Genomic DNA, 23,546 nt, shown 5'->3' with positions numbered 1-23,546 from the left:
TCCGATCCCGTCTCCCGGCCGGCGGGTGGCAGTGGGGCGGCAACCGGTTCCGGTCGGTCTCCGATCGGAACCGGTTGCTCACCCACCACCACCCGCCGGCCGCTTTCGGTGGTCAAGGAACTCAGTCGAGGAGCTCCTCTGTCCCCTCCTCACCCGCGATAGCGGCAGTCGACCGCGTCTCGCGTAGGCCTTGCGGGAGCAACTCGTCGAGCAGCGCCGCGAGTTGGGCGAGCGGTGGCCGGGCGGCCGGGTCGGCGGCGAGGCAGCGGTCGATCGCCGCGGTGAGGTGGTGCGGAAGACGTCGGCGAGTTTTGACGGGCGGGGCTCGTTCGTCGAGCTGGGGGAACCCGTGGTTCTCGGTGTCCTCGGCGCCCGATTCAGCTCCGCTCCGGTCGCCGGCCCCGCCGTCGTCGAAGGGGACATCGCCGGTGGCGGCCTCGTACAGCGTGATGCCGATTCCCCAGACATCGGCCGCGGGGGTGAGCATCCCGCCGCGGGCCTGCTCGGGAGAGAGGTAGCAGTAGGTGCCCAGGCCCGGCGGGGCGGAGCCGGGTGGGCGGGCGATGCTCAGATCGAGCACCTTGGCGCGCCGGCAGCCGACGACGATGTTGGAAGGCTTCAGGTCCAGGTGCAGCAGGCCCTTGCCGTGCAGGTAGTGCATGGCCGAGCACAGGTGCAGGCCGAGGAGGGCGATGTCGTTGGCGGCCAGGCGGCGCCGTCGGCGGTCGATGAGATGCGACAGGGTCTCCCCGGTGAGCGTCTCCAACACGACGAAGGGCTCCGGGATTTCTCCCGTCTCGTAGCCTCGTACCAGGTGCGGGTGCGTGAATGTCTGGAGCCAGCGGCCCTCTTGCAGCAGCCGGTCGCGCAGGCTGCGCTCACCTCGCCGGCCCGGGCGCAGTACCTTCACGACGCATCGGCACTCGCGTTCCTGGCTCCAGGCGTCGTACAGATCCAGCCAGCCGGTGCGGCACAGGTGCGCGAGGACCTCGTAGCGCGGGGCCACCCTCGTTCCGGCCGCCAGCGGCGGTGCCTCGGAGGTTGGTGCGCGGCTCATGGCACGGCCTCCACCGTGGGCGCCTCGCCGGTCCCGTGCAGCCGGTAGAGCCGTGCGTACGAGGCGCTGTGGGTGAGCAGCTGCTCGTGTGTGCCGCGGTCGGCGATGCGGCCGCGCTCGAGAAGCACGATCCGGGTGGCGTCGCGGACGGTGAGCAGGTTGTGGGAGATGAGGATCGTTGTTCGCCCTGCCATCAGCAGCCGAAGTGGCTGCAGGATGTGCCGTCCTGATTCCGCGTCAAGGCCGGTGGTCGGCTCGTCGAGGATGAGGACGGGCGCGTCACGGATCATGGCGCGGGCGATGGCGAGGCGCTGCCGTTGTCCGCCGGAGAGCAGCCGGCCGCGCTGGCCCACCACGGTCTCGTAGCCTTCGGGAAGCCGGCTGATGAAGGCGTGCGCGTCGGCGGCGTGGGCCGCGGCGACGATTTCTTCGTCGCTCGCGTCGGGGCGGCCGTAGGCGATGTTGTCGCGCACCGTGCCGTGGAAGACCAGGGTTTCCTGGAGCAGCATGGCGACGTTGTCCCGCAGGTCGTCCAGGCGCAGGTCGCGGAGATCGTTTCCGTCGAGGCGGATGGTTCCGTGGTCCGGATCGTAGAAGCGCAGCAGCAGCTTGGCGGCGGTCGACTTTCCGGCACCGCTCGGCCCGACCAGTGCCAGCGTCTCGCCGGGTGCCACGGCGAAGGAGAGCCCGGTAAGGGCCGGCTGGGTGGTCCCCGGATAGCGGAAGGAGACCTCGTCGAACTCGATGCCGCCGCGGGTGCGTCCGAGCACCCGTGGGGCCGGGGCCTGGACGACTTGGGGCCGCTGGTCGAGCAGCTCGATGATCCGTTCCCCGGCGGCGGAGGCCGAGTAGAAGGTGTTGCTGAGGCCGGAGAGGCCGCGGATGGGGCTGTAGAGCCGGCTCAGGAGGGTGAGGAAGACCATCAGGCCGCCGAGGGTGAGGCGGCCTTGGGCCAGCTCCCAGGTGCCCAGGCCCATCACGAGCAGCGCGCCGGCCAGCTCGATGAGGTCGACGACCGTTCCGTACAGGGCACCGATGCGGGCGGAGGCCATGGCGGCCCGGAACCTGCCGAGGTTCTCGCGCTCGAACCGGCCGTGCTCCCACCGCTGCCGGTTGTACGCCTGCACGAGGGCGATGTTGCCCAGCGCCTCTTCCGTGATCGCGCTGATCGAGCCGCTGCGGCGCCGCCGCTCCCGCGATGCGGCCTTCACCCGCCGGGAGAAGCGCCGCGCGGTGAACCAGAACATGGGGGCGATGACGAGGGCGAGGAGCGTCAGGTCCCACCGCAGGAAGAACAGGACGCCGAGGAAGATGCCCAGGCGCATGACGTGCGCGATCGCGTCGACGATCCCGGAGAGCAGGAAGGTCTCGACCGCATCGACGTCACCGGTCACGCGGGAGAGCACATCGCCGAGCCGCCGCCGTTCGAAGAAGCCGAGGGACAGACCTTCGACGTGGCGGAACAGATCCGAGCGCAGGGCCAGCAGGAACCGTTCGCTGACCCATGTGGAGGTGACCTCGTCGGTGAAGTCGAGAACTCCCGCCAGGAACGTGAAGCCCAGGTAGGCGAGCGCGACCGGCAGGAAGAGGTGCAGGTTGCGCGGGACCAGCATGTCGTCGATGACGATCTTGAAGAGCCAGATCTCGGCCGCGTCGACGACGGGCCCCAGCACGACGAAGGCGAGGATCACCAGCAGCCAGCGGCGGCCGCCACGGGTGTAGGGCCAGAAGCGCCGGAAGATCTCCCGCAGGGCCACCGGCGGAGCGGCCTCGACGATTCCGTCCGGGCCATCGGGCCCCTCGGTGACGGACAGCAACCGCCGCACCATCCGGACAAGGCGGCCCGTCGCGGTACGGCTCGTTCTCGCCCCGTCCGCGCCTTCGGCTCGGGCGTCACCGCGGGCGGGAGCGTCCGGGCGCTCGCTGCTCATATCGCCTCACCGACTGATGCGGCCGGGCAGGAGGCCCGGCCGCTGACAGATACAACGAGTGCATCGATACGCGTCGGTACGCGTCAGTACCTCCGTCCATGGTCCCTGTGGTGGTGGTCATGGTCCCTGTCATGGCGCCGACGCCGGCGGCGGTCGTGGCCGTGTCCGCCTGTGTCCCTGTGCCTGTCCGTCGTCGTGCGGTCACGGCGACGGCCCAGCGCGGGAGTCAGGCGATCGAAGACTCCCATGATCTCCCCTTCCTCATGGCCCCCTGATGGCCCTTGACGGGCCCTTGATGAGCCCCTGAAATCCCTCATCAACCACATATACGAAAGGGAGTTGAGAAAGGATTGGGCCGGAGTTCGCGGACACATTTCTGGCGCTTGACGACTACTCTGCGTAATTCGATGCGATCTGGCTGCTCGTCGTGCGCTTCCTGGCCCGGGATGGTTCGCCTCGGCGGCGCCTGAGTGCCCGCTCCGTGAAGTCCGTTGGTAACAGGGGCTCTACGGGCCGGTGGCGGGCACTCTACGAACAGTCGGAGTGGTAGGCGTAGGGCCGGTCGGGGCAGCGTCGGCAGTCGAATATGTAGATGCCGCCCATGTCGCCGAGCATCAGCTGGGGTGGGCACTGGATCCGATTGCGCTGCTCGTACGGAACGTCCCGGATGGTACCGATGTCGGGGGTGTCCTCGAGGGGCAGCCAAGTCCGCCAGCTCTCGCCGTCGAACTCCGCGCTGTTGACGGTGAGCAGGTGGTCCATGCGCCGGCCGCAGCGCGGGCAATCGGGCCAGACGGGCTCCTGGGTCCACGTGGGATACCCGCCGACCTTGACTCCGTCGGCCACCGAGAGGTGCGACCAGTAGGACCAGCCGGTCTCGTCCTCCAGGCGGTCGAACCGCTCCTCCAGCGCTTCGGAGAGCTCGTCGGGCAGATCCCAGTTCGGGTACTCGGTGACCCGTTCCGGGTGCAGTACGCACGGATCGGGGAGGTAGTGGTCGTCGGCGCCGTCCGGCCGGGGCGGCTCGGCCCGTTGCTCCTCGCACCGGGAACTGTCCCGCCAGTAGAGCTCCGGACGCGGTACGTAGCCGGGTTCGTGGTCGAAGGGGCACCACAGCACCTGGAGGACGTCCGTGCCGGCGGGGAAGGGCAGCTCGGGTACGTCCGCCGAGAACAGCTGGAGCACGGACACGAGGGGCAGCGGACCCGTCGGGGGCGGGGCGAAGGCCGTGCGGGGGTGCTGATCCTCGCAGTGCGGCCAGGGCAGCGACCGCGGCCACAGCAGGGGCCCGCCCAACGAGCTGTCCCGTACGCCCGGTTGCCCCGCCCGCGGATGCAACCGGACCGCATCCCTGCGATAGGCGGCGACTTCGGGAAACAACGCCTCCACATCGACGGGACGCGGCGGGGTGGTACGAGCCATTGCAGGCACTCCTGAGGGACCGGGAAGCGCGGCGGCTGATGCCACGGCGAACGGCAGAGTAACCGCCAGGTGTGACAGCCCGGCCTCGCGGGACGACGCCGCCGAACACGGGCGGCGGATCGATTGTCAGTGGCTGCGCCTAAGGTGCCCAGCATGGAAGCAACGGCTCTGGAACAGACGCTGCGAGAGCGTCCCGACGACGAGGCCTCTTGGGGTGCCTACGGCAGTCTGCTACGAGAACAGGGCGATATCCGGGGCGAGTTGATACGTCTGGAACAGCTCCACGCGCATGCCAGGCCCGCCGACCGGGACGAGCTCAAGCGCCGGGTGGATCTGCTGGTGGAGGAGCACCAGCAGACCTGGGACGCGGAGCTGCCGCCCGAGGCGACCGTCCGGCTGCGCCGGCACGGGTTCGTCCTCAAGGTCGCCGTCGAATGGTCCGAAGGGGCGCCCACGCTGATCGGGAAGGCCTTGCAGGGCCGCTTTGTGACGGGGCTGCACATCATGTCGGGCGAGGAAGCGGAGGAGGCGGACGAGGACTACTACGACGACGAGCCCGACTTCGACGAGGACGACATGCCACAGCCGCCGCCTCCCCACGAGGTCGGCGCCCTGGCAGACCTCGATCTCGGCGGGCTGACCGAGCTCGGTCTCGCGTACTTCCGGATCGGCGATCCCGGTGCCGAGGCCCTCGCCGCCGCGGCCTCGGACGGGCGGATCGAGACGCTCGACCTGCGCTATTGCGGCATCAGCGACGCCGGACCGGCTGCCCTCGGTGCGTCGCCGAACTTCCGCAACGTCCGGCGCCTGCACCTTCAGTGCAACCGGCTCACCGCCCAGGGCGTCCGCGCGCTGGCGGCTTTCGAGCGGCTCGAAGAGCTCGACCTCCGTTACAACCCGATCGGTGCGGACGGGGCACAGGCCCTGATCGAGGCGCCGTTCGTCGGCTCGCTCAAGCGCCTGCTGCTCTACCGCGAGGACGTCTCCGACGCCGGCGCACAGAAACTGGCGCACGCCCCGCAGCTTCCGACCGCCCTGCGCAGCTTCTGGAGGAGCGTGTGAGTACCGAACTCCGCGACCGATTCTTTGCCCTGTCGAACGGTCAGGCACCGGCGGACGAGATTGCCCGGTACCGCGCCGAGGTCGACGTGACCGACACCGAGCCCGCCACGACGCTGGACGGACTCGCGATCTCCTGGCACCCCACCGCGCGCTTCAAGGCGGTCCGCTTCATCGACGCCGAGCGCATCGACGAGGGCGTGCGCGAACGGTTCGCGCGGCCCAGTGAGCCGGCGCCCCACCTGGCCGCCGTCTTCGTCGACCCGCGTGAGCTGTCGTTCCGTACCTTCGAGAACATCGTGCCGCTCGACCGCTGGTTCGCGGGCGCCCAGGGCTCCCCGCCGGAGCTCGAGCTCACCGAGGCCGTGGAGCTCACGAAGGACGCCTACGCGTCCACGCTGCGGCTCCCGGACGCCGACCGCGCCCGACTCGAAGGCCTCGACGCACTGAATCTCTACGTCCCGCCGCTCAACGCCGCCACCCGCGGCGGCGAACGCTTCATCTTCCACTCGGCGCTGCTCGCCGAGGCACTCACCGAAGCGGTGGCCAAGGCCATGCCGAAGCCGCTGCTCGACGGCTTCTCCCATGTGAACCCCGTGTTCCGCTGCAACCGCTTCGAGCCCGGCGACTCCCACTTCCACCGCCACCGCGACACGCCCTACTACGACGCCGCCCGCGGGCACGTCTCCCGCTACACGGTGCTGCTCTACCTCACCGGCGGCTCGGGAGATCCCGCGCTCGACCTCATAGGCGGCACGGCGGTCGAGGACATCGAAAGCTTCACGTGCGTCATCTTCGACCAGCGGTACGAGCACGAGGGCGCGCCCTTCCGCGAGGGCCGCAAGGTGTTCCTGCGCACCGAACTCATCTTCGCCGAGGCTCCGGAGGTCACCCACGACCCGGAGATCGGCGCGCAGTTCAGCAAGGCCTGCTACCTCACCGGCGAGAGCGTCTTCGCACCCGAGCTGGCCCGCCACGCCGACGCCTACTACAACCAGGTCTCCGCCGCGCACTGGAACGGCCTCGCCCTCGACGACGCCGCGCGCGAGCCCTATGTCCACAAGCAGTTCCGCGGCGTGCATTTCGTCGCGAACGGCTACGACTTCTGGTTCGGCAAGAGCGACACGCTCTCGCTCGCCGAGTGTGCCGCCATCACGCTGCTCGACTACTTCAACTGCAAGCTCGGCGAGACGGCCTTCCGTGACCTGTGCGAATCGGCCGTGATCGAGGCCGAGGACCAGGCCTGGATACCCGCCTTCCTCAACGACAAGACCAAGACCAAGGACAAAGACAGGAGCAAGCCCGAGAGCAAGGACACCGGCAACGGCAGCGGCAACGTCGGTACGCCGGCCGTGGCACCGTTCGACAAGTCCGCGCTCTTCCCCGAGTCGGAGCTGACGGACGACGTCTGCTGTCCCTTCCACCAGTTCCCCCAGTTCGACCCCACGCGCTTCGACGAGGTCGTCGATCTGAACGAGCGGGCGCAGAGCTTCGCGAAGGCGCACATCATGCCGGCGCCGATTCTGATGCTCGGGGAGGACGTGGTTCTCGATCCCGAGAAGTTCGTGATCCGCGGCAACCAGATCCACGTGCTGGGCAAGGAGTCGCTCACCCCCGTGAACTTCGCCGCGTGCTGGAACTCCGGCGGAGTCCCCGGAAACTACATCGACGTGGCCGCCACGGTCGGCGCGGCACATTTCCTGGTTCCGCCGATCGTCTTCTCCGAGACCGAAGACGGCTACCACCTGCAGTTCGACTTCTTCCGCAACACCTGGATGGTGAAGCACCAGCAGGCAACCGTCCCCGTTCCCAGGATCAGCTCGCTCGCCGAGCTGGACCTCTACGAACTGGAAGAGGGCGCGAGCGAACCCTGGCTGGAAGCCGTCGATCCCTCGATCGTCGATGGCGGCTCCGGCAAGCGTCCGACCCCGTGGTGGGCCGATAGCTCGCCCCTGCTCGACGAGCTCTACGACTATGTCAGCGACTACGAGTACGAGCACTACGGCGAGGACGAAGACGACGAGGACGACGATGAGGACGACGGAGCCGGGGAGGAGGGCGCGGGCGGCGCCTGAGAGACGCCGCCGGGCGGCGCTTCGGCGTGGCGCCGCCCGGCGACGTACGGAACGGAGCGGCCGCGAGCACGCCGCTGACCGTGATTCAGAGGTGCTCAGCGTCCGTTCGGGGCGACGGGAAGTCGTTCCCGGTCAGGGCGTAGACGGTGCACGGGCGGCCCAGGACGGTGTCCGCTCGTACCGGCGTGAATCCGAGACGCCTGGCTACGGCGGCCGAGGCAGTGTTGCCGTGGTGGATCATGGCGGTGATCCGGTCGAGTCCCAGGGCGCCGAAGCCCCAAGTGAGAACCGCTCGGGCCGCTTCCACGGCGTAGCCCCTGCCCCAGTGCGCGCGGGCGAAGGTCCAGCCGATCTCGGTTTCGTCGAAGCACTCCCACCAGTTGAGGCCGCTGCGTCCGATCGCCTCGCCGGTGCTTCGCAGCTCCACGGCGCACAGGCCGTGGCCGCGCTGGGACCACTGCTGCTGGATGTCGCGCAGTCGCGCTTCGGCCTGCTGGTGGGTGTAGCCGCCGACGAACCGGTTGACCTCGTCGTCGGCGTGGAGGCGCACCCACCAGGCGGTGTCGCTCGCGGTGAGCGGGCGCAGCCGTAGGCGTTCCGTGGTGATCACTGTCGTTCATTCCTTGCTGTCCGGGGATTGCCGAGGGCGGTGCGTGCTGCCTGCGGCGCTACTTGGTCGGCGTGGGCTGCGCCGGTGCCGTGGGCGTGGGCGTGGACGTGGGCGTGGTCTGCGGCGCGCGTCGGCGGATGGCGGTGTGTGCCGCTTCCGCCGCCCCGAGGCCGAGCGCGATGAGGACGGCGCCGACGACGCCGAGCCAGTGCGCGCCGAACCGTGCCATACCGGCCTGTCCGACCAGGGGTGCCAGCGAGACGCCGACGTAGACCATGGCCGAGGCCAGGCCGGTGAGCAGCGGAGCCGCCGTCGGCATGGCGGTGACCAGGCGGTGGGTCTGCGGTGCCAGAAGTCCCCATCCGCATACGCTCCATACGAGGAGTGCCGCGACGGTGGACGGCAGATATGCGCTCGTCCACGGCAGCAGCGCGAAGTCGATCGCGGCCAGGACGATCGCGGTGTTGATGATGCGGCGACTGCCGAAGCGGTCGATCAGTCCGCCCGAGCCGAGCGTTCCGGCGGTGGCGGCCAGGCCCCACACGAACAGCAGCGCGGCAAGGACGCCGCCGCTTCCGCCGGTGGCGCGGTCGAGGCTCGTGTCGATGAAGGTGTAGACGGTGTACAGGCCCGTGTAGACGAGGAGGGTCGTCAGCAGGGTCAGTGCGATGCGGCGGTCGGCGAGCGGGGCGATGCGGGCGCGCAGGGGGACCGCCGGGGGCGTGGGGATCGTGGGCAGGAGCAGGGCGGTGCCCGCGGCGGCGAGCACTCCGAGTGCGGCGACGAACACCATGGTGGCGCGCCAGTTGCCGGTGAGGCTGCCGATTGCCGTGCCGATGGGGGAACCGAGTGCGGTCGCGGCGCTGAGGCCGGTCATCACGGTGGCGATGGCGCGGCCGCGCCGCTCCGGCGGCGCCAGCGCGGTGGCGGCGGCGACCGCGGCGGGGGTGACCATGGCACCGCCGAGCCCGGCGAGCGCCCGTGCCGCCAGGGCTACGCCGAAGACGGGAACGACGGCGGTCACGATGTTGCCCGCCGTGAATACGGCGAACCCGGTGAGGAACAGGGTGCGGCGCGGCCAGCGGGTGGTGAGCGCCGCCATGACGGGGCCGAAGACCGCGTAGGTGAAGGCGTAGGCGGTGAGCAGCCAGCCGGCGGTGCCGACGGGGACGCCGAGGGAATCCGCCGCGTCGGGCAGGATGCCGGCGATGACGAAGCTGTCGGTGCCGATGGCGAACATTCCGGCGGCAAGGACGACGAGTGATCGGTACACGAGGGAAGAACCTCCGAGATTTCTTGACGTAACAGGAACAGTTACAACACCGCCCCGAAGAGAGGCCGATCCACAAGGGACCGGCCGACGCGGAACGCAGTTCAGGAATCCGCGAGTTCAGTAATCCACGAGTTCAGTAATCCACGCGTTGAGGAATCCACGCGTTGAGGAACCCGGGGTTGGGGAATCCAGACTGGTGGGATCCAGGGCTCAGGATTCCACGTTTCAGGCAATCGTCTCCCTGAGCACATCAGCGACGGTGACGGCGGCAAGTTCCGCCTTCATCGACTCCTCCGCGCGGTCGTACGCGTCGCGGAGCACGGGCGGGATACCCCGTCCCACCGGGCACTCCTGATTGGGCGGTGCGGGGTGCAACGCGATGAGCGGATGGGACTCGACGGCCAGATAGACGTCCCGCAGGGTGATCGATTCCGGGGCGCGCACCAGCCGCCAACCAGCACCCTGGCCACGCTGCGAGACGACCAGACCCGCCTCGCGCAGACTCCCGAGGGTGCGGCGAATGACGACGGGATTCGTATTGACACTGGCGGCGATCTGATCGGACGTCACGATGCCGTCGGGGCGCTTGGGGCAGACCAGCGCCATCCACGTCAGCACATGCGTGGCCACGGTCATGCGGCTGCTCGCGCTCATGAAACCTCCCGCCCCCGAATCCGTCGACGCCACTCACACACACGTCACACGTCACACATCACGCACCACGCACCACGCACCACGTGTCGCAACCGATTCTGTTACGACACAGGCGCCCGTGTCCAGCCCCGTGTCCAGGCTCGGGAGCAGCCCGGCGCCTCCACCACTGCGAATCCGAGGCCGCCCCCACCCACGGCAGCCGTGCACCGGCCACTCGCACAGAGTTTCTTCGAGGTCATCGGATCGTTGGTCCGGTCGTGTCATTGAGCAATGCCCCGTAGGCGTGGATCGACGGCGGCCCCAGTGGTGGCGATGCCCCACGGCACTGTCGGCGGCCGAGACCCCCGCGCCCATCCTGTCCGCCCGTCCTCTTCCCCACCTGTGTCCCTCAGGACATGCGAATGGAGAGCCTTGTGCGAATGACCGACATCCAGCGTTGCGAGATCCGGCCCGGACGTCTCGTGGAATGGACGCTGCATCGGACGACCGTCGAGGCCGCAGTGAGTTCGCCGGACGATTCCCGCCCACCCGCGTACGTACAGGAGTCCCACGTCCGCACCGCGCGATCGGTACGCCAGGACGGCTTGTTCGTACCGACCTGGCTCGGTACGGCGTTCGACATCCCGGGAGAGGTCGATCTCGATGCCCTCCAAGACGCGCTGCGGGCCTGGACACTTCGCCACGAGACGTTGCGCAGCGGTTTCCGCTGGATCGGCGATGACATGCGGCGCTTCACGCTGGACGCCGACGCCGTCGTGCTGCACCGGGAGGACGTCGGGAACTTTCCCGACGCGGCGACGCTGACCCAGCACCTACAGGACCGCTTCGACGTCGCGGCGGACGCGCTCACCTGGCCTAACTTCATCTTCGCCGCAGTCGTCAGGGACGTCAGCACCAGCGTCTACATGGCGTTCGACCACAGCAACGTCGACTCGTACTCGATCCAGCGCATCCCCGCCGAGGTCCACGAGCTCTACGCGGCGGGCCGCGAACGCCGCGCCGTGGACAGGACACCGGTCGCCAGTTACGTCGACTTCTGCGCAACCGAGCGCACGAACGCGGACCAGATCGACGACACGCATGCGATCGTCGCCCGCTGGCGGGAGTTCATCGCCCAGTGCGACGGGAAGCTGCCGAACTTCCCCGTCGACCTCGGTCTCGACCCCGGCGGGAAGGTGCCCACCCAGAAGTTCATGCACGAGATGCTCGTGGACGACGCGGACGCCGCCGCCTTCGAGACGTACTGCCGCCCGTACGGCGGAAGCTTCGTCGGCGTCCTCGCGGCCATCGGCCTCATCGTCCGCGAGATCGGCGGGCAGCAGGTGTACCGCACCGTCGTGCCGTTCCACACCAGGGCGAAGTCCCAGTGGTCGGACTCGGTGGGCTGGTACGTGGGCGGCGCACCGATCGAGATCCCCGTGGCGCAGGCACCGGATTTCGACAGCGCACTGGGAATGGTCCGCGCCGCACTGCGGAAGAACCGGCCACTGTCGCGGATGCCCATCGCCCGGGTGCTCCGTCTCCTGGGCTCCGACTTCCGGCCCACGTCTCCGGACCTGTACTCGATCGTCTCGTTCGTCGACGCACGCGACACCCCTGGCTCGGAGAGCTGGCAGGACCTCAAGGCCTACGGGCTGATCCGCGTCTCGTACGGCGACCAGGTGTGCGCATGGGTCACCCGGCTCCACGAGGGCCTGCAGTTCGCCAGCCGCTACCCGGACACCGACGTCGCGTACCAGAACATGCGGCTGTGCGTTGAGCGACTGCGGGAACTCATCGTTTCGGTGGCACGACGAGACACGGCGATGCGCGCCTAGGTGCCTTCGCCACCCGTCGCCAGGTCAAGCGGATGCGGTGTGGCCGGAATGGCCGGCGGAGAGTAGCTCGCCCCACGCCCAGCACACGACCGGGAAGCCCAGGGCGTCGAGGGCGAGGCGGGCGGTCTTCACGTCGGACGGCTTGATACCGGTCGCCTCGGTTATCAGATCCAGGACGTAGTGGAGGCCGGTGCCGACGAGGGCATACCACTCCCGGTTCCGGCTGAACGTCGCGCTGTGCGCTGGGGCAAGGCGTGCGGCGGCGGCCTCGACCTGGAGACGGGTGATGTGGTGGCGGGTGCCGCCGGAAACGAACTCGGCGGTATCGGGCTTGTTCCTCAACACTTCTCGCTTTCATCGCGGCAGGGGTGGCCGGACAGATGTGCCTCGGTCCCCGCATCTCTTTCGTGATCGTCTCGCGGAGCCCGGCACTCGGGGGCAGCGCCGGATTCGGTGGGTGCTGACGCCGGCAGCCTAGGCCGTGCTTCTCAACTTCGGGGCGGGGCGTGGGACTTCCCATGCGGCCGATAGACTCTTGGCGTGGCATTCACGAGCAACCCGCACTACTGCTTCCTGTGATCGGGAGGACCCGAGGGTGATGCCGGACGGCATCGCCCTCCTTGGTGTGCCTGTTGCGTGAACCACGTTGCCGGCGCTGCCCGTTCCTTCCTGGGGCAGTGACTTTCCGAGTGCGCATACAGGCACGGTCTCTTTCCTTTCACCGTTGCCAGGAGTGCCTTGTGCCCGTGTTGCTTCCCCCCGCCCTCGAACTGTTCCTCGGCCTGCTGTGCTGCCCGACGTGCGGCATGCCCCGCCTGCGCCCCGACCGCGGTGCACTGCGCTGCCCGGCGGGCCACACCTTCGATATCGCCCGCCACGGCTACGTCAGCCTCCTGACGGGCACTCGCCCCACGAGCGGCGACGACGCGGCCATGGCCCGGGCCCGGGACCGGTTCCTGTCCACCGGCAGGTACGCGACCATCCGCCGGGCCGTGGCCCGCCTGGCGGCCGACACGGTGCCCGAGCGCGGCACAGTGGTGGACGTCGGGTGCGGCACGGGGTACTACCTGGCCGGCGTACTCGACCGACTGCCCCACGCCCGTGGCCTGGGGCTGGACACCTCGGTGCGCGCACTGCGCTCGGCGGCCCGACTCCATGACCGAGCCGCCGCGGCGACCTGGGACGTCTTTCGCCCCCTCCCGCTGGCCGACGGGATGGCCGACGTCGTGCTGGACGTGTTCGCCCCGCGCAACCCATCCGAGTTCCGCCGGATCCTGCGCCCGACCGGCCGGCTGATCGTGGTGCGGCCTACCGGGCGACACCTGGCCGAGTTGCGCGGCCGGGTGTCCGCAATGGTCACGATCGACCCGGCCAAAGAAGAACGACTGCACCAGGGGATGGACCCCTTCTTCGAGGCCACCGTCACCGAGCGGATCGAGTACGCCACGCCCCTGACCAGGCTGGAGGCCCTCGATCTGGTGGGGATGACGCCTAGCGCACGCCATCTGAACCGTGCAGACCTCGACGCAGACGGCATCCTGCCGAACCGGGTAACCGTCTCCGTACTGGCCACCGCGTACCGGCCTCGGTGACCACGAGCGGGCGCACGCGCCTGCCGGCCGACGGGCGGTGAGCACGTTCGGTGCCCTGCCTTTCCCGCAACACGGGGAAGGCAGGGCGCCCGTCCGCCGGCCACCGCCGCGTCATCGAACCCGAACGCGCCGACCAGCCTGGCGACGGACTCGAGAGACACGGGCCAGGGGTCTCAGCCCTCCCCCAGCACCGCCCGGATCACGTGCCGGGCGTTGTGCGCCATCGTCGGGTTCGTCTTGCGGTAGTACGGCAGCGCGATCAGCGCCTGCGAGAGCGTCCGTGCTCGGCCGCGGTTCCAGGTCGCGTCGTCCACGCGGAGTGCGTCGCGGAAGACGTCCCGTGCGTCGGGCCGCAGCAGGTTCCACGCCGGGAACAGATCGCAGGCCGGATCGCCCACCCCCATACAGCCGAAGTCGATCACCGAGGTCAGCCTGCCACCGTCCACCAGCAGATTGCCCGGCATCAGATCGGCATGCAGCCATACCGGCGGCCCGTCCCAGTCGGGGGCCCGCAGCGCGTCCTTCCATACGGCCGCCGCGGCATCGCAGTCGACGTCTTCCTGCGGGAGCCGGCGCAGTTCCTCGATCGCCGCCCGGGTCGACGCGTCGAGCGAGCCAAGCGGCCCGCCGCGGTGCGCCATCGGCGCCCCCGGCAGGGTGATGTTCCGCATCGCCGCCACGAATCCGGCCAGGTCCTTGGCCAGCGGAATGGGCTCGCGCACCGCCCCCACCTCGGCGTTCTCCCCCGGCAGCCACCCGAACACCGACCACGGCCACGGATACCCCTCGCCGGGGCCCCCGGCCCCGAGCACCGTGGGAATGGCCGTGGGCAGCCGGGGCGCGAGGCGGGGCAGCCATTCCTGCTCCATCGACACGTCCTTGGCTCCGCCCTTCACCAGCGGCAGACGTACGACCATGCCGTCGCCCAGCCGGTACATGGCGTTGACCGTGCCTCCCGACGGAATCCGCTCCAGCGCCAGCCCCGCCCACTGTGGGAACTGCCCGGCGATCAGCCGCCGTACGAGGTCGTCGTCGATGGGGTGTTGGCCGGGATGCATCCGCCCTGTGCTCATGGGGCGCCATCCGATCGCTGGACACCGGCAGGCGTCAAACACTTTTCCGGCCGGCACGTCGCCGAATATCTCCTCCTGGGCGACGTCCGGGCCGTTGGGCATGCCATCCGCAGGGGACGGGTCAGTTCGGGAAGGGTGAATTCGGGACGGGTCAGTTCAGGACGGGTAAGTAGAAGCACGGATAGAGCGGTCCCGCTGCACCCTGGACCATGGCGAATATGCATCACATACCGTCGACGCTCGCGGGGCCGGCCCACCATGCAGGCTCGATCACGATCGCGATAGCGGTCTCCGTCGGCGTCGTGCTATGGCTTACGACCGCCGTCTGCGCGGGCTATCTCGCTCTGCAGGGGCTGAAGCTGATGGGTGCCATGCTGCTGGCGACGGTCGCCGCGATGTTCGGCGTATCTCTCCCCTGGGATCCCGGTCGCTCGGTCAACCGTCTCTTGCTGGGCATCGGCTCGGCGGGCGTCAGCGCTGTCCTGTGTGGCTTCGCCTACTTCGGGCCGACGTCCCTGCGGGCGCTGCCCGGAAGCGCCCAGTTCGCCGTGCTCGGGCTGCTCGCGGCCCTCGCGCCAGTTACCGCCGTGCTCGTCGCGGCTGCCCGTCGAGACCGTTGAATTCGTCAGTCCCGGGCGCCGGTTACCTCGTGCGCCCACAGGCTTCTGCACCCACGTTCGCAAGGCGGTCAGCGTTGGTAAGTGCCCATGAGTGTGCCGCTCGCCAACTCCCTCCCCTTCACGGCCCGATGCACCGCGTCGACCGTTGGCCTGCCGTGCAGGGACAGCGGCTCCGGCACGGCCCACAGGCGGAAGAAGTAGCGGTGCACGCCGTGCCCCGGCGGAGGCATCGGGCCGCCCCAGCCCACCCGGCCGAATCCGTTGGGCCACTCCTGGCCGCCGGGAGGCGGCTCGCCCTCCGCCGTACCGGCACTCCGCGGGTCGATACCGGTGACCAACCAGTGCAGGAACGACCCGCCCGGGGCATCGGGGTCCTCGCAGAGCAGGACCAGCTCCGACGTATCGCCCGGCGCCGCCGACCAGGTCAGGGGTGGTGACACATCGTCGCCCTCCCCGCTGTGGTGCCGGGGGATCTCCCCATGGTCGTCGAACGCCTCGCTGCTGAGCTCGATTCTCGTCATGCGCGCGGCTCTACCCGGAACCAACCGGTCGGCACCGGTCCGGGCGGGCGGAACACCCGACTGGCCGGGTACGTGGGCCGGCGCGCCGGGAACCGTAGGACGGACCGATACGGAGCACAAGATGCCGACCAGAATCCTGCTCGAGGGCCGCCCGGGCGTGGGGAAGACGACCGTCGTCCGCCGATTGGCCGCTCTTCTGCGCACCCGTAGGGCCGTCGGCTTCACCACCGGAGAGATCCGGCAGGACCGCACCCGGACCGGCTTCGCGCTGGAAACTCTCCAGGACGGTCGACGAGGTGTGCTCGCCCATGTCGACTTCGCGGGTCCGCCGCGGGTGGGCCGCTACGGCGTCGACCTGGGCGTCATGGAGCGGCTCGCACTCCCACCGCTCCGGTCGGCGGCAGTGGATCCGGACCCTGGGGAACTCGTACTGATCGACGAGCTCGGGGGTATGGAGCTGGCGTGCACCGCGTTCCAGGACGCGGTCCGATGTCTGTTCGCGTCCGATATCGACATCGTCGCCACGGTCCACGCGAAGGGCGACCCGTTCACCGACGCCCTCAAGCGGCGCGCCGACATCGAACTCATCCACGTGACGAGGGCGAACCGGGACGCCCTCCCCCAGGAACTGGCAACCCGGTTGGAGGAGATGGAGGCCCGGTGAAGAGCCCTTGTGGGCTTCGGGCCCCCGCGTGCGCAACGCCCGCCGCCGGCGGAGGGCCGCGATGGCGGCGAGCGGCTCGGAGCTTCCAGGGGCCGCGCGCTGCGGGTCGGCTTGTGGTGTTGCGGCCGGGACTTCCGCCATGGACGTGACACGAGCACGAGGATCTTGATGGGGTGACGGCATGACGACACTGCCGCACCGCGTCCTCCGGGCTCTTGAGCAGTTCAATGCCGCACACCCGTGGGACCACAACGCCCACTACCACCCCTGGATCCTGCGGCAGCTCCCCCGGCGCTTCGGCGGCGCCCTGGACGTCGGCTCCGGCAGCGGCGACCTGGCCAGGCTCCTGGCCGGGCGCGCCGGCACGGTGCACGGCATCGACGCCGACCCGGGGATCACCGTCCGGGCCCGGGAACTGACGCCTCCGGCGACGCCCGTCACCTTCACGACCGCGGATGCGCTGACCGGAATTCCCTCAGGGGCCTCCTACGACGTCATCACCTGCGTCGCCGTGATCCACCATCTGCCGTTCACCGAGGCTCTCGCCGTCTTCCGCAAGCACCTGGCACCGGGCGGAACCCTGGTGGTTCTTGGACTGTCGCGCCCGGCGACGCCGGTCGACCACCTGCTCGGGACCGTGTCCATCCCACTCAATGCCGCCACGGGCTGGCTCAAGAACAGGGGCCGTACCGCGCCTCGGCCGGTCTCGATGACGGCCAGGACCCGGCCGGCGGACATGAGCTTCCCCGAAATCGCCCGCGCGGCCCATGCGGTCCTGCCCGGCGTGCGACTGCGCCGCGGGCTGTTCTGGCGCTACACGCTCGTATGGGATCACCGCTGAGCGGGGTCTCCGTACTTGCCCGATGCAGTCCTTGCGGCTTCCTTGCGGCTCCGCTCGGTGGGACCGCCGTCGGCCTGGTCGACGGGCGTCCGGTGGGGCCGGCACCCCATGTGCCCGGCGTTCCAGCCGAGTTGGGCTCAGTGAACGGAGAGCCCGCCGTCGACGAAGATCGCTTGCCCGGTGATGTAGCCGGATGCGCGGCCCGCCAGGAACACCGCCGCGCCGGCGAAGTCCTCGGCCAGGCCGTTGCGCCCGACCATCGTGCGCGCGGCCAGCGCCGCCACCTTCTCCGGGTCGGACGACAAGCGCACATTGAGCGGGGTCATGACGAAGCCGGGCACCAGGGTGTTGCAGGTGACGCCGTGGGGCGACCAGGCCTCGGCCTGAGAGCGGGCCAGCGACTCCAGTGCCCCCTTGGAGACCCCGTAGGCGCCGCTCTGGACGAACGCGCGGTGCGCCTGCTGGGAGGTGATGTGGATGATCCGCCCGAAGCCCCGCTCGGCCATGCCGGGCCCGAACCGCTGGCCCAGCAAGTAGGGCGCCTCCAGGTTCACCGCCATCGTGGCGTCCCATACCTCGTCGCCCAGCTCGCCCATCGGTGGCCGCAGGTTGATCCCGGCACTGTTGACGAGGATGTCGGGCTCTCCGAATGCCTCGGCCGCCTGCTCTGCCGCCGCGCGCACCCCGCCGCGGGTGCTCAGATCGGCGCTCACCCACGCCGCCCGGCAGCCGTCCGCCGCCAACTCGTCGACGGTGGCGACCAGTTCCGCCTCCTTGCGGGCCACGATCACCACGCTCGCCCCCGCCCGCGCGAGAGCCCCGGCGATGGCGCGGCCGATGCCGGAACTGCCGCCCGTCACCACGGCGATCCGGCCGTCCAGGGAGAACAGTTCGGAGAGGTAAGTGTGTGGGCTCATGCCCGCACCCTAGACGGGGCGTCCACGGCGACCGGGGCCGGCCGGCGCGACGCGATGTGGCGGGCCCGCCATCGTCAGGCCGTCGCGCGCAACCGGTCCGGTTCGCTGCCGATCGCCGCCCGCAGCACGTCGTGCTGCGGGCCGAGCCCGAAACGCCCGTCGCTCCACCGGTCACGCGGATAGCGCCACACCGGAGCACCCACCGCATCGGCCGGTTCCCACTCGTACCGCGGCCAGATGTGCGCGTGCAGGAACGGGTCCCTGTTCCCCAGGATCTCGAGGTTGATCCGCCGGAAGGCCGGGAATCCATCTGCGGCTCAGTCCTGATGGGAGGGAAGGGGGTTACCCGGCTGAGGGCGGGCGGGCGCGCGGTAGTCCCGTAGCGTGATGTTCTCGGCGGTCTTGCGGGCGATCTTGGCGGCCATGTTCTTGCCCGGCAGGTAGGGCATGACCTTGTAGTAGCGGTTGAGGAGCGTCGCCATCAAGCGGCTTCCGGGGACCATCAGCTTCGCGACGCCGTCGCCCATCTTCTGGCAGCCCTCGGCGTACTCGCGCAGCTCGTCCTCGTAGCGGGCGAACGCGATCCGGTGGTCGCCCTGCGCGGCGGCCAGCTCTCCCGCGAGGACGTACGCGCCGACCAGGGCCAGTCCCGTACCCATGCCCGACAGGGAGGACGGGCAGTAGGCGGCGTCGCCGACCAGGGCGACCCGGCCGCGGGACCAGGAGTCCATGCGGACCTGGCCGACCGAATCGAAGTAGAAGTCGGGCGCGTACCGCATGTCCCGCAGCAGCCGGTCGCTCTCCCATCCGGTTCCGGCGAACCGCTCGGCCAGGACCGCCTGCTGTCGCGCCACATCGTGCCGGTCGAGGTCCAGGTCCGGGGAGGAGAAGTAGAAGACGGCCTTGGCCTCGGTGTTGTGGCGGGCGCTGTACATCGCGGCGAGCTTGCCCGCGGTGCGGTAGGCGTGGCCGGTGTGGTCGAGCCCGAGGTGGTTGGCCGTGGTGAAGATCGCGCAGTGGACGCCGAGGTGCTTCACGAACCGCTCCTCCGGCCCGAACGTCAGGTCGCGGGTACGGGAGTGCAGCCCATCGGCGCCGATCACGAGATCGAATCTGCGGGGCGCGCCGCGTTCGAAGGTGACGGTCACGCCCTCGGCGTCCTCGGTGAGCGAGGCGATGGAGTCTCCGAAGATGTACTCCGTGTGGTGCGCGGTCGCGTCGTAGAGGATGCGGGCGAGGTCGCCGCGGAGGATCTCGAGGTCGCCGGCGAAGAGGTCGGCGGGCAGCTGGGCCTGCGGCTTGCCCGCGCTGTTGACGTACGACATGGAGCCCATGCCCGTCCGGGCGCGTTCGACGTCGTCCATGATGCCCATGCGGCGCAGGACGGACAGATGTGCCTCGCCCCGGAAGTCGACGGCATAGCCGCCGTCGCGAAGCGCCGGGGCGCGCTCGACGATCGTCGGGTGGAAGCCGTACCGGTGGAGCCAGTGGGCGAGCGCGGGGCCGGCGACGGAGGAACCGGAGATCAGTACGTTGGTGTTCTTCATGAGGTGAGCTTCTCCGGGAGCGCTCACCGCCCGCTCACCGCGCGCTCACCGCTCCCGCCACGCTCTCGATGACGTCCGCGGGAAGGCCTAGCAGGCGGAGCACGTCCCAGATGTCGGCCCCCATGTCGGCCACCGCCCGGGCGGCCTCCCGGTAGCGGGTCCGGGCCTCGGCGTGATCGCCGCGGGCCTCGGCGACGCGGCCGAGTCCGGCGAGCGTACGAACCTGGGTGCCGACGCTCTTGACCCAGTGCGGGTCGACCCGTTCCAGGGCCTCGCCGTACAGCCGCTCCGCCTCGGCCAGGTCTCCGTCGAGCAGGGCCATGTCACCGAGCCCGCGCAGGGCCGCCGCCAGGCAGGTGGAGCTGCCGGCGCGGCGGGCGAGACCGGCGGCCCTGTCGTAGTCGGCGCGGGCCGCCGTCGCCTCCTCGCCGATGCGGTGATCGGCCCGGTTGACCAGCAGGTCGGCGCTGTCCTCCAGGGCGCCGAGCTGTTCGGTGAGCGTGAGGGCCTCGTCGGTGAGCGCGATGGCCCCCGCGCGGTCGCCGCGTCCGCCCGCCAGTCCGGCGAGCGCGTCCAGCGCCAGAGCGGTACCCCAGCGGTCGCCGAGCGCGCGGAAGCCCTCGACGGCCGTGGCGAAGGTACGTTCGGCCAGTGCGGTGTCCCCCTCGCCAAGGGGGCCGAATCCCGACACGTACCGTGCGGCCGACCGCGCCCAGGGGTCGGCGCAGTCGCGCTGGGACGAGACGAGCGCGAAGGCGCTCCCCGGGTCGGCTTCGCTCGCGTTGCGCATCATCCACAGGAACAGGCCGACGGGGTAACGGCCCGGCCGGCCGGCCGACCATGCGGCGGTCAGTGCCTTCTCGGCGGTCGCGCGGTGGCGTTGCCAGACCGGCCGGCCGGCGGCGCCGGACGCCGCCAGCAGTACGCACGTCACGTACTCCTCGCCGAGGCCGGCCGGCGGTGCGTCGCCCACCGCTTCGAGGAGCGCGATCGCCTGCGGTGCGACCGAGGCGGAAACGCCCCGGATCCACAGGTAGTTCGAGGCCGAGGCCAGCAGCTTCAGGCCCGTCGCCACGTCCGGCGCCTCGACCGCCCGGCGCAGAGCCGCCAGGAAGTTGCCGTGCTCGGCCGTCAGGACGGGCAGCCACGCCAGCTGTTCGGCCCGCCGCAGATGGGGGTCGGCGGTCCGCAGCAGGTCCAGGAAGGTCTGGGCGTGGGCGCGCTGCGCCGGCTCGCGTTCGCCGGCCGCGTCGAGCCGCTCGCCGCCGTAGGCGCCGATCGTCTCCAGCATCCGGTAGCGGCCGCCGGCCACCTCCAGGAGCGACTTGTCGACCAGCGACTCCAGCGTCTCGCCGTCGGTTCCGCACACCCGCAGCGCGGACTCGGCCGTCGCGCCGCCGGCGAAGACCGTGAACCGTCGCGCGGCCTGCCGCTCGGGCCCGGTCAGCAGGTCCCAGCTCCACGCGACGACCGAGCGCAGCGTCCGGTGCCGCTCGTCGGCCGTGCGGCTGCCGCGGGCCGCGACGCCGAGCCGGTCGTCCAGCCGTCCCGCGAGGTCGTCGACATCGAGCGTCCGGATGCGTGCCGCCGCGAGTTCGATGGCCAGCGGCAGATTGTCGAGGGCCGCGCAGATCCGGCTCACGACCTGGGGTTCGGCGGTGAAGCCGCGCCGCACGGCGCGGGCCCGGTCGGTGAAGAGCCGTTCGGCCGCGTCGCCGTCGAGCGGCTTCACCTGCCAGAGGTTTTCTCCGGTGATGCCGAGCGGCTCCCGGCTCGTCGCCAGGACCCGCAGCCGTGGGCAGACCGCCAGGAGCCGCGCCGTCAGCGTCGCGACCTCGTCGACGAGGTGCTCGCAGTTGTCCAGGACCAGCAGGAGCACCCGGTCCGACAGCGCCGCGATCAGGCGGTCGACCGGCGACTGGCGGCTGTCCCCCATGCCGAGCCCGTTCTCGCGCAGGCCCAGCGCGCTCAGCAGCGCTTGCGGCAGTCCGGCGCCGTCGCGCAGCGGAGCCAGCTCCACGAAGCAGACGTCGTCGGCCGCGACGCCCGCGACCTCGACGGACAGCCGGGTCTTGCCGACGCCGCCGGGGCCGATCAGCGTGACCAGCCGGGCCATCCGCAGCAGACCGGCGACCTCGGCGACCTCGTCGGTGCGGCCGACGAACGCCGTCAGCTGGGCGGGCGGCGCGGCGGGCGCGGGTGACGGATCGGCGCTCAGCAACTCCCGGTGCAGCGCCATGAGTTCGGCGGACGGGTCGGCGCCCAGCTCGTCGGCGAGGTGCCGTCTGGTCTCCTCGAACACCACCAGTGCCGCGGCCTGCCCGCCCTCGGCGAACAGCGCCCGCATCAGCAGGGCCGCCAGTCGTTCCCGGAGTGGATGGCGGCCGACCAGCTCGCGCAACTCGGGTACGAGGGCGCGGGGTTCGCCGAGCCGGCACTCCGCCTCGATCCGGTCCTCGAGTGCCCCGAGCCGATGCTCTTCCAGCCGTACGGCGGCGGGTTGGGCCGTCCCGCTGTCGGCGAGGCCGGCCAGCGCGGGCCCTCGCCACAGTTCCAGCGCCTCGCGCAGCAGCGGGACCGCGCGGGCCGCGTCGCCGGCGCGCAACGCGGCCCGTCCTTCCTGGGCCAGTCGCTCGAACCGGCAGGCGTCCACGTCGTCCTGCGGAACCACGATCCGGTAGCCCGACCCGGCCTGTTCGAGCGCGGCCCCGGAGCCCAGGGCCTTGCGCAGCCTGGACACCTGGGACTGCAGGGCGTGCGCCGACACCGCCCCCTCCGGGTCGACGGCGTCGGCCATCCGGTCCGCGGACACGACCTCTCCGGGACGTATCAGCAGCAGGGCCAGCAGCGCGCGGCGGGCCGGTCCGCCCAGCGGAACCTCGGTCCCGTCGTCGTGCCACGCCCGGGTCTCACCGAGGATTCCGAACAGCATGCCGGTGATTATCCACCGGGGTTGATCACACGGGGGCGATCGGCCCGAGATACGTCCCGCCCGAGACGTCGATGGTCTGGCCGGTCACCCACCTGCCCTGCGGTCCCGCCAGGAAGCCGACGACATCGGCGACGTCCTCGGGCTCGCCGATCCGCCCGAGCGCGGTGATCGCTTCGAGGCCGGCGACCACCTCGGGAATGGCGGTGTATCCGGCGGTCATGTCGGTCCGGACCGCGCCGGGAGCGACCGTGTTCACCGTGATGCCCCGGCTGCCGAGTTCATTGGCCAGCGACGGGGTCATGGACTCCAGGGCCGCCTTGCTGATGGTGTAGCCGATCTGCGTGGAGACGGCGAACCGGCTTGCCGTCGAGCCCATGTTGATGATGCGGCCGCCGTCGTTGAGCAGCGGCAGCGCGCGCTGGACCAGGAAGAACGGCGTGCTGACGTTGATGGTGAACAGCCGCTCGAGCTCCTCCGGGGTCACCTGCGCGATCGGGTTGCCCGAGATGATGCCCGCGTTGTTGACCAGGATGTCCAGTCCGCGTCCCGCCAGCCCCGGGACCAGGCCCTCGAACAGCCGGTCCACGGCGCCGTCTTCGCCGAACCGGGCCCGGACGGCGAACGCCCGGCCGCCCGCCTCCTCGATCCTCGCCACGGTCTCCTTGGCGGCGTCGTCGTTGCCGCCGTAGTGGACGGCGACCAGCGCGCCTTCGGCCGCGAGCCGCCGGGCGACCGCCCGGCCGATTCCGCGCGAGCCGCCCGTCACCAGTGCCGTCTTGCCGGTCAGCGTGTCCATTGCCTGCTCCTCGTGGGTGGCCGGCCCTCGGCGGATCCGGCGATGGAGCAACAGTGGCGGCGGGGGCTCACCACACGCTCACCGCCCGCTCACCGGCCGACGCCCCTCCTGCTTGCGCGGGAGGGGCGTCGCGGGGGCCCGGGTC

20 protein-coding genes and 1 pseudogene are annotated in these 23,546 nt (G+C 70.6%); 7 read left to right on the top strand and 14 right to left on the bottom strand.

Features of this window, described 5'->3' with window-relative positions:
• Nucleotides 1–121 precede the first annotated feature (121 nt).
• The 3 genes from ACIRPT_RS00465 to ACIRPT_RS00455 all read right to left on the bottom strand — a co-directional run bounded on the left by ACIRPT_RS00465 (nt 122) and on the right by ACIRPT_RS00455 (nt 4,410).
• Nucleotides 122–1,057, bottom strand: a complete 936-nt coding sequence (locus ACIRPT_RS00465) for a serine/threonine-protein kinase (protein ID WP_403820044.1) — start codon at nt 1,055–1,057, stop codon at nt 122–124.
• Nucleotides 1,054–2,988: an ABC transporter ATP-binding protein gene (locus tag ACIRPT_RS00460; RefSeq protein ID WP_403820041.1), complete on the bottom strand. Its 1,935-nt coding sequence runs from the start codon at nt 2,986–2,988 to the stop codon at nt 1,054–1,056. The genes ACIRPT_RS00465 and ACIRPT_RS00460 overlap by 4 nt, the downstream gene beginning before the upstream one ends.
• Before the next feature lie 528 nt (nt 2,989–3,516).
• Complete coding sequence (locus tag ACIRPT_RS00455; protein ID WP_403820038.1) at nt 3,517–4,410, bottom strand: DUF1963 domain-containing protein; 894 nt, start codon at nt 4,408–4,410, stop codon at nt 3,517–3,519.
• Between the two features lie 153 nt (nt 4,411–4,563).
• Between ACIRPT_RS00455 and ACIRPT_RS00450 the strand changes: the two genes are divergently transcribed.
• Together ACIRPT_RS00450 and ACIRPT_RS00445 are read left to right on the top strand one after the other, a co-directional pair.
• Nucleotides 4,564–5,472 carry a hypothetical protein gene (locus ACIRPT_RS00450; RefSeq protein WP_403820035.1) on the top strand — a complete coding sequence of 303 codons (909 nt, stop codon included), beginning with the start codon at nt 4,564–4,566 and terminating at the stop codon, nt 5,470–5,472.
• Nucleotides 5,469–7,544, top strand: coding sequence for a hypothetical protein (locus ACIRPT_RS00445; RefSeq protein ID WP_403820032.1), 2,076 nt, complete (start codon nt 5,469–5,471; stop codon nt 7,542–7,544). Before ACIRPT_RS00450 ends, ACIRPT_RS00445 begins: the two co-directional genes overlap by 4 nt.
• 85 nt (nt 7,545–7,629) lie before the next feature.
• On the opposite strand, the gene ACIRPT_RS00440 is transcribed toward ACIRPT_RS00445, so the two are convergent.
• The 3 genes from ACIRPT_RS00440 to ACIRPT_RS00430 form a co-directional block, all read right to left on the bottom strand.
• Nucleotides 7,630–8,154 (bottom strand): GNAT family N-acetyltransferase, encoded by a 525-nt coding sequence (locus ACIRPT_RS00440; RefSeq protein WP_403820029.1) that lies wholly within the window; start codon nt 8,152–8,154, stop codon nt 7,630–7,632.
• Between the two features lie 58 nt (nt 8,155–8,212).
• Nucleotides 8,213–9,427, bottom strand: a complete 1,215-nt coding sequence (locus ACIRPT_RS00435) for an MFS transporter (protein WP_403820026.1) — start codon at nt 9,425–9,427, stop codon at nt 8,213–8,215.
• 225 nt (nt 9,428–9,652) lie between these two features.
• Nucleotides 9,653–10,081 carry an Rrf2 family transcriptional regulator gene (locus tag ACIRPT_RS00430; protein ID WP_403820023.1) on the bottom strand — a complete coding sequence of 143 codons (429 nt, stop codon included), beginning with the start codon at nt 10,079–10,081 and terminating at the stop codon, nt 9,653–9,655.
• Nucleotides 10,082–10,500: 419 nt separating this feature from the next.
• Here ACIRPT_RS00430 and ACIRPT_RS00425 point away from each other — a divergent pair, with 419 nt between their 5' ends.
• A complete protein-coding gene (locus tag ACIRPT_RS00425; protein WP_403820020.1) occupies nt 10,501–11,898 on the top strand; it encodes a condensation domain-containing protein in 1,398 nt (465 codons plus the stop codon).
• 24 nt (nt 11,899–11,922) lie between these two features.
• Here the strand turns inward: ACIRPT_RS00425 and ACIRPT_RS00420 are convergent, their stop codons facing one another.
• Nucleotides 11,923–12,243, bottom strand: coding sequence for a hypothetical protein (locus ACIRPT_RS00420; protein WP_403820017.1), 321 nt, complete (start codon nt 12,241–12,243; stop codon nt 11,923–11,925).
• A 395-nt stretch (nt 12,244–12,638) separates the two neighbouring features.
• On the opposite strand from ACIRPT_RS00420, the gene ACIRPT_RS00415 reads away from it, so the two are divergent.
• Nucleotides 12,639–13,490: a putative RNA methyltransferase gene (locus tag ACIRPT_RS00415; protein ID WP_403820014.1), complete on the top strand. Its 852-nt coding sequence runs from the start codon at nt 12,639–12,641 to the stop codon at nt 13,488–13,490.
• A 173-nt stretch (nt 13,491–13,663) separates the two neighbouring features.
• On the opposite strand, the gene ACIRPT_RS00410 is transcribed toward ACIRPT_RS00415, so the two are convergent.
• A complete protein-coding gene (locus ACIRPT_RS00410; protein ID WP_403820011.1) occupies nt 13,664–14,563 on the bottom strand; it encodes an aminoglycoside phosphotransferase family protein in 900 nt (299 codons plus the stop codon).
• Nucleotides 14,564–14,781: 218 nt separating this feature from the next.
• Here ACIRPT_RS00410 and ACIRPT_RS00405 point away from each other — a divergent pair, with 218 nt between their 5' ends.
• Nucleotides 14,782–15,183: a hypothetical protein gene (locus ACIRPT_RS00405; RefSeq protein ID WP_403820008.1), complete on the top strand. Its 402-nt coding sequence runs from the start codon at nt 14,782–14,784 to the stop codon at nt 15,181–15,183.
• A 68-nt stretch (nt 15,184–15,251) separates the two neighbouring features.
• On the opposite strand, the gene ACIRPT_RS00400 is transcribed toward ACIRPT_RS00405, so the two are convergent.
• Entirely contained in the window at nt 15,252–15,704 is a 453-nt protein-coding gene (locus ACIRPT_RS00400; RefSeq protein WP_403820005.1) for a YbhB/YbcL family Raf kinase inhibitor-like protein, read from the bottom strand.
• A 121-nt stretch (nt 15,705–15,825) separates the two neighbouring features.
• On the opposite strand from ACIRPT_RS00400, the gene ACIRPT_RS00395 reads away from it, so the two are divergent.
• Together ACIRPT_RS00395 and ACIRPT_RS00390 are read left to right on the top strand one after the other, a co-directional pair.
• Complete coding sequence (locus ACIRPT_RS00395; RefSeq protein WP_403820002.1) at nt 15,826–16,368, top strand: nucleoside-triphosphatase; 543 nt, start codon at nt 15,826–15,828, stop codon at nt 16,366–16,368.
• Nucleotides 16,369–16,549: 181 nt separating this feature from the next.
• Nucleotides 16,550–17,209: a class I SAM-dependent methyltransferase gene (locus ACIRPT_RS00390; protein WP_403819999.1), complete on the top strand. Its 660-nt coding sequence runs from the start codon at nt 16,550–16,552 to the stop codon at nt 17,207–17,209.
• A gap of 137 nt (nt 17,210–17,346) precedes the next feature.
• Here the strand turns inward: ACIRPT_RS00390 and ACIRPT_RS00385 are convergent, their stop codons facing one another.
• The 5 genes and pseudogenes from ACIRPT_RS00385 to ACIRPT_RS00365 all read right to left on the bottom strand — a co-directional run bounded on the left by ACIRPT_RS00385 (nt 17,347) and on the right by ACIRPT_RS00365 (nt 23,401).
• The gene (locus ACIRPT_RS00385) at nt 17,347–18,126 is read right to left on the bottom strand and encodes an SDR family NAD(P)-dependent oxidoreductase (RefSeq protein WP_403819996.1); all 780 of its coding nucleotides are present in this window, start codon (nt 18,124–18,126) and stop codon (nt 17,347–17,349) included.
• 74 nt (nt 18,127–18,200) lie between these two features.
• A pseudogene (locus ACIRPT_RS00380) lies at nt 18,201–18,428 on the bottom strand (diadenosine tetraphosphate hydrolase); the annotation flags it as partial.
• Between the two features lie 15 nt (nt 18,429–18,443).
• Nucleotides 18,444–19,673, bottom strand: coding sequence for an FAD-dependent monooxygenase (locus tag ACIRPT_RS00375; RefSeq protein ID WP_403819993.1), 1,230 nt, complete (start codon nt 19,671–19,673; stop codon nt 18,444–18,446).
• A gap of 34 nt (nt 19,674–19,707) precedes the next feature.
• Nucleotides 19,708–22,605, bottom strand: a complete 2,898-nt coding sequence (locus ACIRPT_RS00370; RefSeq protein WP_403819990.1) for a BTAD domain-containing putative transcriptional regulator — start codon at nt 22,603–22,605, stop codon at nt 19,708–19,710.
• Between the two features lie 25 nt (nt 22,606–22,630).
• Complete coding sequence (locus ACIRPT_RS00365) at nt 22,631–23,401, bottom strand: SDR family NAD(P)-dependent oxidoreductase (RefSeq protein WP_403819987.1); 771 nt, start codon at nt 23,399–23,401, stop codon at nt 22,631–22,633.
• Nucleotides 23,402–23,546 lie beyond the last annotated feature (145 nt).

It is taken from the genome of Streptomyces sp. NPDC101227 (assembly GCF_044767545.1).
In the GTDB taxonomy this organism is placed as follows: domain Bacteria; phylum Actinomycetota; class Actinomycetes; order Streptomycetales; family Streptomycetaceae; genus Streptomyces.
This window is presented reverse-complemented; position numbering and strand designations above follow the sequence as displayed.

What these genes read in the sequence shown, in the direction of transcription:
- ACIRPT_RS00410 (WP_403820011.1), bottom strand. Translation starts at nt 14,563, where the DNA reads ATGAGCACAGGGCGGATGCATCCCGGCCAACACCCCATCGACGACGAC.
- ACIRPT_RS00430 (WP_403820023.1), bottom strand. Translation starts at nt 10,081, where the DNA reads ATGAGCGCGAGCAGCCGCATGACCGTGGCCACGCATGTGCTGACGTGG.
- ACIRPT_RS00450 (WP_403820035.1), top strand. Translation starts at nt 4,564, where the DNA reads ATGGAAGCAACGGCTCTGGAACAGACGCTGCGAGAGCGTCCCGACGAC.
- ACIRPT_RS00370 (WP_403819990.1), bottom strand. Translation starts at nt 22,605, where the DNA reads ATGCTGTTCGGAATCCTCGGTGAGACCCGGGCGTGGCACGACGACGGG.
- ACIRPT_RS00465 (WP_403820044.1), bottom strand. Translation starts at nt 1,057, where the DNA reads ATGAGCCGCGCACCAACCTCCGAGGCACCGCCGCTGGCGGCCGGAACG.
- ACIRPT_RS00405 (WP_403820008.1), top strand. Translation starts at nt 14,782, where the DNA reads ATGCATCACATACCGTCGACGCTCGCGGGGCCGGCCCACCATGCAGGC.
- ACIRPT_RS00395 (WP_403820002.1), top strand. Translation starts at nt 15,826, where the DNA reads ATGCCGACCAGAATCCTGCTCGAGGGCCGCCCGGGCGTGGGGAAGACG.
- ACIRPT_RS00455 (WP_403820038.1), bottom strand. Translation starts at nt 4,410, where the DNA reads ATGGCTCGTACCACCCCGCCGCGTCCCGTCGATGTGGAGGCGTTGTTT.
- ACIRPT_RS00365 (WP_403819987.1), bottom strand. Translation starts at nt 23,401, where the DNA reads ATGGACACGCTGACCGGCAAGACGGCACTGGTGACGGGCGGCTCGCGC.
- ACIRPT_RS00460 (WP_403820041.1), bottom strand. Translation starts at nt 2,988, where the DNA reads ATGAGCAGCGAGCGCCCGGACGCTCCCGCCCGCGGTGACGCCCGAGCC.
- ACIRPT_RS00385 (WP_403819996.1), bottom strand. Translation starts at nt 18,126, where the DNA reads ATGAGCCCACACACTTACCTCTCCGAACTGTTCTCCCTGGACGGCCGG.
- ACIRPT_RS00425 (WP_403820020.1), top strand. Translation starts at nt 10,501, where the DNA reads ATGACCGACATCCAGCGTTGCGAGATCCGGCCCGGACGTCTCGTGGAA.
- ACIRPT_RS00375 (WP_403819993.1), bottom strand. Translation starts at nt 19,673, where the DNA reads ATGAAGAACACCAACGTACTGATCTCCGGTTCCTCCGTCGCCGGCCCC.
- ACIRPT_RS00400 (WP_403820005.1), bottom strand. Translation starts at nt 15,704, where the DNA reads ATGACGAGAATCGAGCTCAGCAGCGAGGCGTTCGACGACCATGGGGAG.
- ACIRPT_RS00390 (WP_403819999.1), top strand. Translation starts at nt 16,550, where the DNA reads ATGACGACACTGCCGCACCGCGTCCTCCGGGCTCTTGAGCAGTTCAAT.